A 15,147-nucleotide genomic window follows, 5' to 3' on the forward strand; every position below is an offset into this window, starting at 1 on the left:
CCTTTCGATTTCTGTCTTTTACCGCAGCCGGTCTCAAACCATCCGAGGCAATAGGCAGCGTTGGCTGTCAGTTGTTGTTCATGCCCGTCGTAACTGACGACTGCTGATCCTGATCCTTCTTGAAGAAGACATCGACACGCATGCCTGTCAGCAGCGGCGGTGATCCATCCAGATCAGCAACCACTTCCAATACATCGACATCGTTGGGACGACGCGGACCACGTGACGCGATACGCGGGCTACCCAGCGCCGACGCGATTTCAGTCACTGCGCCAGTGAATTCACGATCAGGATAGGCGTCGGCCTTAATGACGACCTTCTGACCAACGCGGATCTTGGAAACATCACGCTCTTCGACTTCTGCGCGCACACGCAATCCCGAAACGTTACCAAAAAGGACGAGAGGTGATTGCGGGCCCGGTGTTGCGATCTCGCCTTCGCGCGCGATCACGTTCAAGACCGTACCGTCAAACGGCGCCCGTACACGCGTCTTTTCATAGGCATTTTCAGCCATGGAAAGCTCAGCCCGCGCAATCGTCAAAGACGTCTCCAGCCGTGTCGGCAGAGGCATGTCTGAACGCTCCGCAACCTTGGCGAAATTCTTGCGTTCATCGCGCACTAACGTCTGAGCCTCATCGACAGCTTTGCGCACATCGGCAAGGTCGGCCTCAGACGCATCGCCCGCCCGTACACGCTCAGCGGTGTCGTCGAATTTCCGCCAATCGTCAAAGAGCGAACGTTCGGCATCTGCCAACGCATCCTCCGCGCGGCGGCGATCAAGCGCAGGCCCTGTGGCCTCTTCCTCGCTGCGCTCGCGCTTGCGCACCTCAACTTCTGAACGTGCTGCTACGACCCGCTGCCATGCGTCATCCGCATCAAGCTTGACCAGAATATCGCCCTTGCGAACTTGCGCGTTCGTCGCGACGGGAATCTCAACGACCAATCCGCCGGTCTCAGCCGAAACCTTGACCTCACCCGATTTGGGCTCGATCCGCCCAGTCGCCGAAGCGGCCCACCGCGCGCGAATAACCGAGTTTGAATCCACTTCCGCCGCGGTCTGGGCATGCGCTGCACCCGCGGTCCAACTCTGCTTGAGAACCGTCGATGCTATCGAAGCCGCCAGAACGCTCGCAATAGCGAACGTTGCCAAGGTCGAGTTAATTTTAGGCATGAGCTTTGCGCCTCTTTGTCAAATCCGTAATTTCTGGAGCATCTAGCCCCTGCGGCCGGCGCTCTTCGCCGACGATAAGACCGTCTTCAATCTTGACCACGCGATCGGCGTAGCCGAGCGTTCGCGGATCGTGTGTCACGGCAAGAACGCTACGGTTCTGCTCGTGAGCGATCCGCGCCAAGAGCTCCATGACGGCATGACCGTTCTCACTATCGAGCGCAGCGGTCGGCTCATCGGCGAGAACGATAGACGGTGAGCTGACAATGGCGCGGGCAACCGCCACGCGCTGTTGCTCACCACCCGACAAATTGCCGGGGTAATTCATCAATCGGGCACCGAGCCCAACCTCGCGCAGAACATCTTCGCTGCGCGCCGCCGCTTTGTAACCTTTTTGCCCCCGGACATCGAGCGCGATGCGCACGTTCTCGAGAGCAGATAGCGTCGGAAACAAATTGTAGGATTGGAAAATGAAGCCAATGTGAGCGCGTCGCAACTCCGCCAGTTGCTCGGCACTGAGCCCCTCCGTGTTCGTCCCTGCGACGGTCAACGACCCTTCCGTAGGAGTCATGATACAGCCCAGGATCGAAAGGAGCGTAGTCTTGCCACTGCCTGAAGGCCCCATGAGCAACGTGAGTTCGCCGGGCACGAGCGACAGGTCAACGCCCTTCACAGCGACGACCTTGCCCGCACCGCGTCCAAGCTCTTTCACGATGCCCTTAGCTTCCAGAACTGGCTTACTCGTGGTCATCGGCTAAACACCGTCGCTGGGTCGATCTTCGTTACCTTGACGATGGCCGATATCGCCGAGATGGCGCACATGAACACGGTCACGGTAAAGAGTGCGGCCGCCAATTGCGGCGTCATTAGAATTGGCAGCGGCGTTGACTGGCTCGCAAAAACAATCACGCCCGCCAATATCATGCCTAGCATATAACCAAGAATAGCGCTGAGGCCTGCTTGGGCTAGGATTACTTTGTGAATATATCCGGATGAAGATCCTAATGCACGCAGAGTTGCAAACTCGTTGATGTGATCCTTCGTACTGGAATAAAGGGTTTGCGCCACGATTACAGTGCCCACCAGAATACCGAGCAAAGCGCCACCAATAAGCGCAACGCCAGCACCCGTACGGAACAACCATTGTTTCAGGCTACGGTCGTGAAATTCTTCTTTTGTCAGAACTTCCGCCGACTCAAGCCGGTTCAGCAATTGTTTTCTAACCGCCTCGACATCGGCATTTGGTGCGAGTTTTACAAGATGAAAGGTCGCAATATCGCTCGGCAAATTGAGAAGCTGCCGCGCACGCGATAGAGGCATGTAAACATAAGGTGACTGCGTGAATGAGCGAATGCCGTCTGTCAACGCATTGATCTTAACGCGCCCAAAGTCGATTTGCGCAGAATCGCCAATCCCATGAACACCGAAGTCAGAAAGATAGGTGCGATCAACTGCAATCGCGTCCGGTGCTTTGATGTCTTCCCACGTCCCCTTCACCAAATTCCAGGGCTTTAACGCACCGTCTTCGGCGTCGGATCCGACAACGACAACACGCGTAGAGCCGCCCTCAGGTTTACGCCACTCGGCAAACTTCACCACGATAGGCGTCACCGAAACAACGCCAGGTGTCGCGAGTGCCTGATGCCGTTCGCGCGTGCTTAGCAGCGCACCGCCATCCTCGAAACTTTTCGCCCCAAACGCCGTAATCCAGAGCGTCGCATCTGCTTGGTCGATGTTCGCTGTGATCATGCGGCTCGCGCCGAGATAAAGGCCAAGCTGAACCGCGACCAGCACAATCGAAAAGAGAATGCCGACCAACGTAACCGTAAGTCGTACGCGATCATGAAATAGGTTTCGAAATGCGAGTGTCAGAACCATTTAGCCAACCCGGCGTTGCGCCATTGATTTTTATCGCCATCAGTTCAACAAGAACTTCGCAGGCGCATAGAGTGCCGCTAGCAAGGTCCGAATTCTGTCGCCTAGAAGGCGTTCCTATCGGGCCATTAGCGCGGGAACGAAAAATCATGCCATATCGTTAGGTTTTACAATACAATTTTATAGTTAACATATGGCAAGATATAAGTTTTTTGAAGGCTACGACCGATTTTCCGGCTATCTCGAAGCCGAGCCCCGATCCATCAGAGTGTAAAATATTAGCCTACAGTTGAGAAACCAAGCTTTCGCCGCTTATTTTGTTTACATCAGCCCCTAAAACCCTCTCGTCAACTATTGAAAAGCCCAGCCATGTCAAGTCTTTCACTGACCTCAACCCGGAAACTGCGCGTCATCGCCGCAGGCGCCGCCGCGGCTTGCGCGCTCGTCATTCATACGGCTATAGGCTCAGCGATCGCCCAGGAACCACCTCAGGAACTTGGCATTTGGTATGACGACACCGGTCGTGGTGCTGTCAAAATCTCTCAATGCGGCACCTACCTGTGTGGCCACATCCACTGGCTCAAATCGCCTCTCAACAGCAAAGGCGAACCGCTTCACGACGCCAACAACCCAAACCCAAATGCGCGCATGCGTCCCGTGTGTGGCATGCAGGTTTTCGGCCAACTTACGCCCCAGGGCGACGGCACATGGGACGGCGGCTGGATCTACGATCCCAAGGTCGGCAAGTCCTATGACGTCGAAATCAAGAGCGCAGGCGCCGATGTCTTGGAGGTCCGCGGCTACGCTGGAATTAAGATGTTTGGCAAAACTCTCGTTTGGCGCAAAGCCCCCGACGATCTACCCAATTGTGATTTAGCCGAAGCGAACGGGAGTAAGCGCTAAGGCAGCAACCAAGAGCCTCCAGAAAGGTTCCTGGAAATAAAAAAGCACAGCACAATTCCAAGCGCTGTGCTTTTATTTTTCTCTCAATAGCGCGCAGCTCTCGTGAACTATTCTGCAGCGCCGGCTTGCACCGCATCAGCAACGCCAACGCTTCCGACACGTGCCCGCTGCTGGTCACGCCGCGCGAGCATGCGCTGAACGAAATCAACGGCACGCTCCATCACGATATCTCTCTGCCGATCGAGCGTAACCATATGGTAGCTGTCATCAAGCACGATCGTCTCGACGTATCCACCTAGATCTTTCTGCAAAACCAGTGTGTTAGAGAGGTTGCTCTGATCGTCGTGACGCGGATGGACGATGATCGCCGGAGCCGTGCACGCACCTAGGTTGCGCTTCACAGCCTTCACCAGTCGATGGAACTCCAACACCATCACGCCCGAACGCGCATAAGCCTGCTCGACGCCAGGACCCGAGCCCTTGAACGCCTCGATCATGAAATTGCGAACGCGCTCATCCTTGATACCGTGCGGCTCGCGCTGCTTGAAACGGAACATCCGCGCAAACCAACGCTGCGTAACCAAGCGATAGAAATTGAAATACCAGGGAATAGCCCAGCCGTTCGGCCACAACGTCGGCGCAAACACGAGCAGGCCTTCCACTTCGTTAGACCGCTGCTGAGCAAGCCGCATCGCGACAATAGAGCCAGCCGAAAGCCCGCCAATAAGAACCGTATCGCACTTGGCCTTGAGCTCGTCGAAGGCCTTTTCGGCTTCCGCATACCAGTCCTGCCACCGCGAAAGGCTAAGCACGTCAGTACCATTCGCCATACCGGGAAGCATAGGGCAACTCACCGTGTAGCCGTTGCGCGCAATGCCCTGAGCTAAGAATTTAAGCTCCATGGGCGTCCCGCCGAGGCTATGGAACAACAGCACCCCGACTTTGCCGCCCCCGTAATGTATGCTGCTCAGATACCCTGTATTCTTCTTTTTGTTCATGCTTCTGTACGCTTCCGCTGACATCCGAGCCGAGCTTTGTGTAGGCGATCTTTATCACTGCGAGCGTCGACCTTTAGCCGACACATGCTCCCGCGCGTGTAACCTACGGAACTGCCATAATGTATTGGCGTCCCCCGCTTGGCTCGGTGACTCTACCGAGAAGGTTTATTCCGCCGCTCTGGTCATCCCGCTCATCCCGACAACCTCACCGCGACGAATACCCTCCTGCTAATTCGCAGGCTAAAACTCCCTCTGCTATCATTTGAGCTTTCCGGCGGCCTTATAAGACAAAGAATGTCATGGCACCGTTAATTGGCTTGTATGTCACCTACTGAACGAAACGTATCGCCTTGACGATAGGGCAACGTGACGCAATTGCGAATATCCAAAAATTGAAACGCGTAAAATGAATCTTTTCGTAATGTCATATCTATAAGGATACATTATCGATAACTTACGCAACGCATTTACGCCCTCTGTGTGCGGATTGACACATCTGTTGTCACGCTTCCGCCGTCCACGACCGCGGCACTTTCCGCAATATAATTGTGACTCCCGTATGACCGAATGCCCGCGACAATTCGGGTAAGCCGCTCGTTACGTCTTATCTCCACAATTGTGGCAATGCTGTAGATTCGTAGACGGACATCTGACATAGCTCGTCCATTGTGGCATATGCACAACACGAGACTAAGGTATGCGACATTTCCGTAGGCCGCGCAAAGACCTGAGCAAAGAGCCTCAGACGCGCCTAGAAATATGATGTTAAGGTTAATGTATCACCGTTGTGATCAGGGCCTTTCCACCTCCCTGGGTAGCGATGCCTCTCTCCGATCACAAATTTCTCATTATCGAAATTGCAAAACGCCCCCGGCACATTTCCATAACTTCACCGCGCTCTGCTCAAAAGTTCGCCATCTGAAAAATATGAAATCGTTGTCACTATTAACCACAAGCGCGCACGTTATAGTTACCGGAAATTGCGCAGCGCACTTCACACTGACTTGGTCGCGTGCGGATTTGGCAAAATTATCGAGCGGAGGTTGAATCGTTGCTGCGCGCCTATCGTTTGCCGGTTTCCATACTTTTGAGCCTGACGCTTTCACTTGCGCCGGCTCTGGAGCCACTTCACGCCCAAACGTCAATCCCGCTGCCTGATATCGAAGCTTGCAAAGCTCAAGATGAGGAGGCCTTCCGATCCGCGATCAAGGCCGTCACGACAAGCGCCTTACGAACCAACCTTGGCACCGTCGACTACGACGCCCTTGTCGCCGAGCAATGGCGCAAGAACAACGTCAGTCAACTGATTGATGATCGCGTCGACATCGCTGTTGCTGAGGTCCGCGACGAGTCAAGCTGGGGCACACTGCTTAAGTCTCTCGCTTATAAAGAGCAGGCCCAGAAACTGGCAACTGAAGTCGCCGAACGCGTTTATCGCTCGGACGCAATGAAAACGGCTATCGCCGATCTCGCGACAGCCGTCGGCCTGGAAGTTGGTGGCCGCATCGAGCAAGCAACCCGCGACGCCTCCCAACCGGCATTGCAATGCCTGCAGAGCTATCTTGGGCCTCGCTACGGCGCAACGGTCAGCGCAATCGTTCGCGATGATGCGCAAAGAGATTTCGCTGGAGCGTCGGACGCTGGGGGAGCCGATATATCGGCGGGTTCCATTTTACGCGAATCCAGCGCGGGCATCACTGGCGCAGCTATTCTCCTTGTACGTCGACAACTCGCAAATCTCGCGCGGAGCGTTGGGCAGCGCATGGTCGGCAGTGTTCTGTCCCGCCTTGTCTCGGTTGTGGCGGGCGGCGTCGGCCTTGTCCTGATCGCGAAGGACTTATGGGATCTGCGTTACGGTGTCCTGCCGATCATCGCATCGGAAATGAAGTCGGATGCCAGCAAAGATCAGGTTCGCGCAGAATTGGCCAAGAGCCTAAGTGAGCAAATGCGCAGTCATGTCGACGAAATTGGCGCTGCGGCTGCTGACCGCGTCGTCGAGGTCTGGCGCGATTTCCGCAGCGCGCACTTGAAAGCACTCGAACTCGCCGAAACCAATCAAGAATTTAGAACCTTCCTCGATAACGTCCGACAATCCGACCTTGGGCGTCTGGATGAAGTTGTCGGTCTCGTTCTGGCAAGTGAAGGCGAAACCGGGGTTCTCACGCGGCTGGAGAACGGCACTCTGAACGAAGCAATCACCAGTCTGCCAGAACCCGCGATGGAGATTGCGCGCGCTACACGCTCTCTTGAAACTGCTCTCAAGTGGTCGGCAGTGGCTGGAAACAACATCAGTGCCGTTGTCGAGTACGGTATCTATCAGCAAGCCAGTCCGGACTCGTTTTCCACCTACACGCTGCAACGCGTTCTCGCTCTGAAAGATCGTATCGCCATCGCCCGGCTCGCCGGTGTCAACCGCGACGCTCGCGAAATCTTATTAGAACTAGGCGACTCCTCTTTGCTTGGATTGTCACGGAGCCTCACCAGCGATGAACTGGCGACACTAAGCAGCTACCTTACCGGCCTGAAACGTGAACCCCGCGAACGCGTTTTGCGCGCCGTTGCGGCCTCACCGGCGAAAATGCAGGTTCTGGCGTCGGAAGGTGTGCGCAATGCTGTCGTCGCAAGCTCCGATCAGAACGCAGCTGTAGAGATGATGCTGCGAAATGATACCTCCGTAGATCCCACCAAGGTTGCCTCCGATTTCAAACTCGTTTGGGATGGCCGCGTCAGCCCGTCCCTCCTCGTCAATAAACATCCCCTCTCATTGGGGGCATTGGCGGTCGCGTTGGTCATTCTTCTGTTGCTCCTCCGTCGCCTCTTCAGCGTGAGGCGACCATCGAAGATTGGCACCGACGCGTAGCAAACAGAGGCAAGGCCTGACCTCAATTTTCAAAGATTGTGAGACCGTCAACAGAGGCGGATAGGCCACAGCGCATTGGTACGGTTTCATGCTAGAGCAGTCAGCCGAAGCGGATTTGCCCCGGCACATCCGCAAGAGGGACCGTAAAGACTTGGGACGGGAGACTAAAAAATGGGGCTTAAGGCACCGGGGATCATCACTTTTCTAATAGCGATTATTTTGACCGTCACTGTACTGATCATGAAGTTCTTTGACGCCAAGATTCCTTTTCTGGAGAATCGCGAGTTCTGGGTACTTTTGTTCTCCCACTTCCTCTTAATACTTGGGTGTTTGACACGTGGGCTGTAGCCACTAGCGTTGAATTTCTCAGCGACCCACAACCGACGGCTGTCCAACCCAGAATTTAGCTTTCTCATGTGCCCAACTGTCGCGCGGCACAATTTGGACTCGCCTCAACCTGCCCATCTGGGTGACGTTTCTCGTATGAACCGGGAACCGTACACGTTGACAAATTTCGCTAATCGCATCCGAATGTCATCGCCTGGGATTGTAGCCGCCGTCGTTTTGACGGTGGCAGCCGCAGGTTTCCTCCTTGCAGCACTGATCGGTCGCGGTGGTGTTAACCCCGTAGCCGGTATGGTGCCCGTCGCGGATCAGCAGCAGACCGCTGGTCCAGTCGGCAACGACAGAACATCGCGTTGAATATAAATATACTCAGCGCGACGGCTTGAGCGGATATTTCCGCTCAGCCAGCCAACCGTTTTGCGCGGCATAGTCCGCGCACTGAATTACCCAGATAAACCGTATCGGCGTTTTCAAGATCTGGAAGGGCAAGCGGCGCTTCTACAGCCCGTCCGCTCGCGAGAAGTTCGGCGCGGAAGGTTCCTGGGAGGAGACCGGCCGACAATGGCGGCGTCAAAAGCTTTCCGTCACGCTCGATGAAGATGTTGGTGCGGCTCCCTTCGCAGAGCGCTCCATTCTCGTTGAAATACACCACCTCATCAGCGCCGCAGGCCGCGTTGTAGTCCGCCCACTCAGCATCATACAGTTCACGCCTTGTCGTCTTGTGATATAGGAACGCATTGGCGCTCGAAAGCCGCGTGGAAGAGATGACATAGCCCATCTCATAATCTGGACTTGCCACCGGCTGGTTTGAAACGGTGACCTTAACAATCCCGTCTTCCGAGAGCGTCAGCCTTACACGCAGGCGTTCATTCTCTCTCCCACTCAAAGCATTCGAAATTGCTGCACGAACGGCTGCCGCATCATACACAAAACCGAAATAGGCGGCAGAACCCGCCAGCCGTGAAAAATGCCGGTCTTCGAGAACGATCCCTTCGCCTGGCTCATAGAGCATCGTCTCAATCAGTTCGAAGGTCTTCGGCGGGTCCGTTAGAAACTTCATTTTCAGAAGGCATTCGTCATATTCGTGCCCACCCTGGGAGTCGAATACAACCCCCGAACCGATACCCATTTCCCCGCGCCCATCACGCATCACAATCGGCGTCCGTATTGCAACGTTAAGCTGAGTGACACCGCCTGGCGCCAGATATCCGAGCGCTCCGCAATAAACACCACGCGCCTCAGTCTCAAGCTCTGCGATCAACTCCATCGCACGGATCTTTGGCGCACCCGTGATCGATCCCGGCGGATAGATCGCACGCAAGAGCTGCTCCAAGCCAACGCCTTCCTTGAGCTGCGCCCGAATGCCCGACGTCATCTGATGGAGTGTCTTGAAGGTTTCAACGGTAAAAAGATCCGTCACCTCCACACTACCGATCTCAGATATGCGCCCGATATCATTACGCATAAGATCGACGATCATAAGGTTTTCGGCGCGTTGCTTAGAGTCAGTCGCGAGTTCTTTGCGCTTATACGCGTCGCCCTCAATCGTACCGGCGCGCGCCGCTGTTCCTTTCATAGGCCGCGTTTCGATAACGCGATCATGTTGCGCGATAAACAATTCCGGAGAAGCAGACAGCACCGTTACTTTGCCGGTGTCCACGATACCGGCAAACGCGACCCGCTGCTTCGCCCGCAGATCGCGATAGAAGGTCAGAGGTGAACCATTGAGCTGAAAGCGAGATTTGAATGTTAGGTTGAGCTGATAGATATCACCAGCTCGGATCATCGCTTGAACCTTGGCGAAACGAGCCTCGTATTCCTCTCGGCTCCAAGCCAAAGTCACCGAGCTAAATTCATGGCTTTCACTCCGCGTCGTCGTATCGAGCCATGCACCCACTTCAGCACCAGACATGCGCCGGGGCGGATGGTATAGCCCGAACCACAGAAGCGGAACGTTGCGCTCCTTCGGCATGAGATGAGCGAGCTTGGGCTCCATGACGTAACCAAGCTCGTAGGAGAAAAAGCCCGCGGCATGATAGCCCTGGGTGATCCCGGCTTCAATCCGCGCCAACGCCGCTGCGACCTCTTCCGGCGTTTCTGCACTGACGATTTCAATCGGGTCCGTAAACAGCAGCGACGGCTCTGCCGAACCGGAACTATTGTCCAGCAGCACAAACGCTTCCGACAGCGTCACGGCGTCGCTCGACGCCGGCGGACGCGGCAATTGGCGGTTCTGAGTGGTCATTCGTGAATATAACCCGTGAGTGCGAAGAACGACACGCGTCGGCTAGCTGCCGGCCCTGCGGGAATATCCTGCTGGCCGAGTGGCACCGAGGTTTCGAAAGATCGGATCACGGAACTCCTTTCGCCAACTGTACTCACCAACAGCACTGGGCCGTCACTGCCGGTGAAGGGCTGCATCAATTCAAAGTGGTCTCGGGGCCGCCCGCCTCCGCGCCATGCACGGATCGGTGTCGGATCATTACGCATATAGTAAAGCAGTTCCGCCGTTACGGGCCTGTCGTCGGTTATCACCGTGCTAAACGGCTGTCCACGCTCTCGCGCCTCCTGAAGTTTAGCTTGCGTCGCTTTGGCGATCTCTTCCCAGCCCAAAGTCCGCGCAAAAGGATCGGCTCCAATCGGCGGCGTAAGACGTCCCGCAGCGGCAACACCCACGACAAGCACCACCACCATAGCGATATGCACGCCGAACGAAGTCTTAAGCCAAATCCACGCGGCATCCCGCATCATCGTCGCCACCACCAGAACGCACGCTGCGACATACGCGACCGCCGCCCAATTCGCATGCGCGCGCGACAAGAACGCCTGAAGCGTGATGATTGCAATCAATGGCAGAGAAAACGCCAACAGCAGCCGATCAGCATCCGGTAGCCGCTGCCGACACGCGCGCCAGGTAATGATAAGGAGCCCAGCAAACAAAATCGGACCGAAAACGCCGAACTGCGCGCCAAAGAACTCTGCCGCCTTATCGGGATGGAAGAGTGCCCCACCCCACTTGGCGTTGTCGGCCGTATGCGAAAACGTCGCGAACTTATGGTCAAGATTCCAAACGAGGTTCGGCACGATCATAAGTACGCCGAGCCCCAGCCCCACGTAGAGCCGCGCATCCCGCAGCAAATCCCGCCGGGCGGGCGTCATAACAAGATAAACCGCCAGACAAACGATGAACCAAGCCATCGCATACTTGGCGTTGAGACCCAATCCGAAGGCAAGACCGAAGAGAAGTGCCGGCCACCAGCCTGGTCCCTGCACCATCCGTACAAACGCACCAAGCGCCAGGGCCCAAAACAGCAGCAGCGGAACATCGGTCGAGATGATACCGGCCGAAACCGACACACCGGGGAGCGTGGCATAGGCCAAACCGGCCACAACGCCGACCTTATAATCATAAAGCTGCTGACCAATCCAAAACACTGCAACGGCTGTAGCCGTGTGCAGGAAGGGTGAAGGCAGCCGAATACAGAATTCGGAAAGACCACAACTATCGGTGGATAACCGGATCAGCCAAGCGATCAATGGCGGCTTGGAATAATAGCCAAACGCGGGCTCGAGACTCCAATACCAATACTGTGCTTCATCGAAAAACAGGTCCGTCCCATTGACAGCAAGCGCCAGGATGCGCACGACGAGCAGTGCGAGCAGTGCCGCGGCAAAGGCGCCGAGCCACGCCCGCTCCTGCAGGTTCTGAGACGTCCCGGCAATTTGGCTCATGCGTATTAGTCCCTGCATTCTATGGCCCAACGGGGGTTGTGTCGTCAGCCGGCGGCAGCAAGCCTCAATCGCGGGCGATTTGCAAGGTTGAGGCGGACTTAAGCCCGCTGATATTGTAGCGTCCGCCGAGAATCCTCCGCCGCCAGGCCCTAAGGCCGGCCGACAAGGAGCCCGAATGCGTATTTCCGTCGTTATCCCGGCGTTGAACGAGGCCGGTAACATCGGCCGGTTGGTCGCTGAAACTTACGAACATGTGCCGGCCGAAATGCTGGCTGAAGTCATCGTGATCGACGACGGCAGCGACGATGCCACCCCTGACGAACTAAGAGATATGATCGCAGCCGGTTCCTACCCAGGCCTGCGTTTGCTACGTCACGAAGGCCGTTGCGGCCAATCAACCGCTTTACGCAGCGGAATCCTTGCCGCCACCAGCCCAGTCATTGCGACAATGGACGGTGATGGCCAGAATGACCCGCGTGATATTCCTCGCATGGTGGGCCGCCTCGCCGCGCCGGGTACAGAAGGACCCGCCCTGGTCAACGGCTGGCGTACCAATCGGCAGGCCGAAGGCTCAAAGCGGTGGGCGTCGGTCGCAGCAAATCGGATCCGTGATTGGGTTTTACGCGACGAATGCCCCGATACCGGTTGCGGCATTAAAGTCTACTGGCGCGAGGCATTCTTACGGCTTCCATTCTTCACGAGCATGCACCGCTACTTACCGGCGTTGTTCCAGACCTACGGCCACAAGGTTGTCTATGAGCCCGTCAACGACAGACCCCGCCAAGTCGGCATCTCGAAATATTCGAACATCGGCCGCGCCATAATCGGCCTGTACGATCTGTTCGGCGTAAGTTGGCTACGCCGCCGCACGCGCGTACCAAACATTATTGAAGCCCTGCCATCAGACCGCCGCAATGCGGGCGTCGCTCAGTTAGGGCACGAGACAGCCGCTCCAAGCGTTGGAACGGCGGCACGCACTCAATAATCCGGCTTGGGGCACATCCGAACCAAGTCTGCGATTCTTGAGAATTTGAGGGCATCCAGCCAATGGAATTTTTAGCCACTGCCGCAATTAAGCTGGCTGATTGGTGGTCCGCCACCCCAACGGCCGAAATTATCTGGCTTGTAATTGGGTTCTCCGCTCAGCTCATGTTTTCCATGCGCTTCATCGTGCAGTGGATTGCGAGTGAGCGCGCACGCCGCTCCATCGTACCCGAGACCTTCTGGTATTTTTCATTCGTAGGCGGCGCAATGCTGTTCGCATACGCCATTTACCGCGTCGACCCGGTCTTCATCCTTGGCCAGGGCACAGGACTTCTGATCTACGCACGCAACATATACTTCATCTCAGCTCACAAGAAGGAAACCGCGGCCGCTGAAGCGGGGCCGTCACGCGCGTCCGATCCCACCAATATCCCCGCCGAATAACGGCGAACCGATAAAGGATTGCTCTGCGCACGGCACATTGGGCCGATACAAAAAGCGATGCGAAATCCGTTTCGTTGGGTTCAAGCAACAAAGCCGCACATAAGGGGCTTCACAATCTGCCAGAATGTGCTACATGACCACTCCCGGTGCCGCTACGACGTGTTCGGCACCTGCCTTGCAGTTCATAGCGTAATGACCCACATGAAGGCTTAAGCAAGGCTCCTTCGCATCAGTCCCGGCACTTCATTTGTGAAGCTCGCCTTGGCGCGCAAAGGTCGGGATATTGATTGGTGACGCGGGGTGGAGCAGCCCGGTAGCTCGTCAGGCTCATAACCTGAAGGTCGTAGGTTCAAATCCTGCCCCCGCAACCAACAATTTCAGCATGATTTCAGCAAGTTAAGAGAGCCCGGCACGAGCCGGGCTTTCTTGCGTTTGAGCTTCGTGCGCCACCTGTGCGCCACGGTATGGGCAATCACCTATCCTGCGCATTCATCGAGTCGAGGGCGCAACTGGCTTGTACATGGACGCGAGCTGCTCCGGCGGATCCGCTCATCACGTCGATGCCTTTGATTAGCAGGGAAGCCAGTGTCTCAGGAGCGACTGGTCTCGCCCAATTCCCGCGCGAGTTTCGGTCGGAGTAGTCAATAGGCTTAAGCCTACGCAGTCTGGAGAGCGCCAGCGGCTTGGACTTAGTGCAGCTATGTCGGCAAAGCCGAGTTCGCGGACGTTGGCGGCTCCGGGATCGCGCAACAAAACTGATGCCTCCCGAACGCCGCAGTGTCGCAGATCGCGGACGCTGTTTCGACACGCTTATGCAGATCATGGATCGCCGCGCCAAGGCAATGGATGCCGCCCCGGCGAACAGCAATAATAAGAAGCTGACGTCGAAGCCGGCGTAGCTGCAGCTCTCACATGAGTAAGTCCCTGTGGGACTTCGTTGCCGGGATCGCACTCAGGAACTCGTCCTGGTTCACGACCGCGAGAGGTGCCAGTGTCGGATCGTCGATGGTTTTGGCGGCTTCCAGGCGAAGGCGCTTGTTGAAGTAATAGAGCAGCGCCCGACGGACCGGCACCGTTACGCGGCCGTCGGGCATACCGTATTCATGGGCGATGGTTCGCCTGTCTCTTTCATTCAATGCCGGGTTCGGTTCCAGCACGACGTCGAGGAAGGAGAACCAGAGGTCGTCTTGTGCTGGTTCTGCGCCCGGCTCGTGCAATTCGCCGACGGCAAGGCAGCGTGAAAGCACGAAATCCTTGAAGATCTTGTCGATGTGGCAGAAGGCCCGGACGTGCCATCGCAGTCCGTCATGACCAAAGGCGTGCGGCGTAATTCGCCGCCACATCGTTTCCTCCCTTTGCGGGTTCATCGACCGGTGTTCGACCTCGATCGAACGATGCGCACGGATTGCCGCCAACAGCCCCTTGAGGATGGCGGGGTCGACCTTGCGCCGTGGGATCGGCATTGCCTCGGCAGCGGGTGCCGCGCCTATCCATGTCTCGTCTACGCCGATCACGCGGTCGGCAATCGCTTCAAGCTGTGCAAGGTACCGGTCGGCATTGGGCTTGATAAAGCGCGGCTTGAACCGCGGGGTTGCCACGAAGCGTTTGCGGCTGCCGTCGTAGTCGATGTTTCCGGGCGCCCGATCCCGGTACGTGGCGAGGTCTCCTGAGGCCTGCGGGGTCGAAACCCCGAACCGGCTGGTGATGTCCCCCCGCTTTAGCTCACCGTCCCAGAATAGCCGAAACTCAATATATTCAAGGCGTTGCTCGACTCCCCATCTGATTTTTTCTTCCGTGGTTCCCAAGTCGCGCCTCGCATGTGTTGGGTTATTTGACAG

At 56.4% G+C, this 15,147-nt stretch carries 12 protein-coding genes and 1 tRNA gene; 6 read left to right on the top strand and 7 right to left on the bottom strand.

All coding sequences use genetic code 11. The annotated features are described in order from the left end of the window. Positions 1-67 precede the first annotated feature (67 nt). The 3 genes from BLS30_RS08960 to BLS30_RS08970 are packed head-to-tail and all read right to left on the bottom strand — an operon-like array spanning position 68 to position 3,046. Entirely contained in the window at positions 68-1,171 is a 1,104-nt protein-coding gene (locus BLS30_RS08960) for an HlyD family secretion protein (RefSeq protein WP_046479456.1), read from the bottom strand. Then, positions 1,164-1,919: an ABC transporter ATP-binding protein gene (locus BLS30_RS08965; protein WP_046479455.1), complete on the bottom strand. Its 756-nt coding sequence runs from the start codon at positions 1,917-1,919 to the stop codon at positions 1,164-1,166. Before BLS30_RS08965 ends, BLS30_RS08960 begins: the two co-directional genes overlap by 8 nt. Continuing rightward, entirely contained in the window at positions 1,916-3,046 is a 1,131-nt protein-coding gene (locus tag BLS30_RS08970) for an ABC transporter permease (protein WP_090228147.1), read from the bottom strand. The genes BLS30_RS08965 and BLS30_RS08970 overlap by 4 nt, the downstream gene beginning before the upstream one ends. A 366-nt stretch (positions 3,047-3,412) precedes the next feature. Here BLS30_RS08970 and BLS30_RS08975 point away from each other — a divergent pair, with 366 nt between their 5' ends. Then, positions 3,413-3,946, top strand: a complete 534-nt coding sequence (locus BLS30_RS08975) for a DUF2147 domain-containing protein (protein ID WP_090228150.1) — start codon at positions 3,413-3,415, stop codon at positions 3,944-3,946. Between the two features lie 107 nt (positions 3,947-4,053). Here the strand turns inward: BLS30_RS08975 and BLS30_RS08980 are convergent, their stop codons facing one another. Continuing rightward, positions 4,054-4,944, bottom strand: coding sequence for an alpha/beta hydrolase (locus BLS30_RS08980; protein ID WP_046479453.1), 891 nt, complete (start codon positions 4,942-4,944; stop codon positions 4,054-4,056). A gap of 1,051 nt (positions 4,945-5,995) precedes the next feature. Here BLS30_RS08980 and BLS30_RS08985 point away from each other — a divergent pair. Both BLS30_RS08985 and BLS30_RS08990 read left to right on the top strand, forming a co-directional pair. Further along, positions 5,996-7,804 (top strand): hypothetical protein, encoded by a 1,809-nt coding sequence (locus BLS30_RS08985; RefSeq protein WP_244512399.1) that lies wholly within the window; start codon positions 5,996-5,998, stop codon positions 7,802-7,804. A 483-nt stretch (positions 7,805-8,287) separates the two neighbouring features. Then, complete coding sequence (locus tag BLS30_RS08990; RefSeq protein ID WP_090228153.1) at positions 8,288-8,506, top strand: hypothetical protein; 219 nt, start codon at positions 8,288-8,290, stop codon at positions 8,504-8,506. Positions 8,507-8,549: 43 nt separating this feature from the next. On the opposite strand, the gene pabB is transcribed toward BLS30_RS08990, so the two are convergent. Together pabB and BLS30_RS09000 are read right to left on the bottom strand one after the other, a co-directional pair. Continuing rightward, complete coding sequence (pabB, locus tag BLS30_RS08995; RefSeq protein WP_082101199.1) at positions 8,550-10,394, bottom strand: aminodeoxychorismate synthase component I; 1,845 nt, start codon at positions 10,392-10,394, stop codon at positions 8,550-8,552. Then, complete coding sequence (locus BLS30_RS09000; RefSeq protein ID WP_052744055.1) at positions 10,391-11,881, bottom strand: ArnT family glycosyltransferase; 1,491 nt, start codon at positions 11,879-11,881, stop codon at positions 10,391-10,393. The genes pabB and BLS30_RS09000 overlap by 4 nt, the downstream gene beginning before the upstream one ends. Positions 11,882-12,056: 175 nt before the next feature. On the opposite strand from BLS30_RS09000, the gene BLS30_RS09005 reads away from it, so the two are divergent. The 3 genes from BLS30_RS09005 to BLS30_RS09015 all read left to right on the top strand — a co-directional run bounded on the left by BLS30_RS09005 (position 12,057) and on the right by BLS30_RS09015 (position 13,680). Further along, on the top strand, positions 12,057-12,866 hold the full coding sequence (locus tag BLS30_RS09005; protein ID WP_076605356.1) for a glycosyltransferase family 2 protein: 810 nt from the start codon (positions 12,057-12,059) through the stop codon (positions 12,864-12,866). A 62-nt stretch (positions 12,867-12,928) separates the two neighbouring features. After that, positions 12,929-13,309: a lipid-A-disaccharide synthase N-terminal domain-containing protein gene (locus tag BLS30_RS09010; protein ID WP_082101197.1), complete on the top strand. Its 381-nt coding sequence runs from the start codon at positions 12,929-12,931 to the stop codon at positions 13,307-13,309. A 294-nt stretch (positions 13,310-13,603) separates the two neighbouring features. Further along, positions 13,604-13,680 (top strand) — tRNA-Met (locus BLS30_RS09015). Positions 13,681-14,217: 537 nt separating this feature from the next. Here the strand turns inward: BLS30_RS09015 and BLS30_RS09020 are convergent. Beyond that, complete coding sequence (locus tag BLS30_RS09020; RefSeq protein ID WP_244512400.1) at positions 14,218-15,114, bottom strand: BrxR family helix-turn-helix transcriptional regulator; 897 nt, start codon at positions 15,112-15,114, stop codon at positions 14,218-14,220. Between the last annotated feature and the right edge of the window lie 33 nt (positions 15,115-15,147).

It is taken from the genome of Filomicrobium insigne (genome assembly GCF_900104305.1).
Classification (GTDB): Bacteria; Pseudomonadota; Alphaproteobacteria; order Rhizobiales; family Hyphomicrobiaceae; genus Filomicrobium; species Filomicrobium insigne.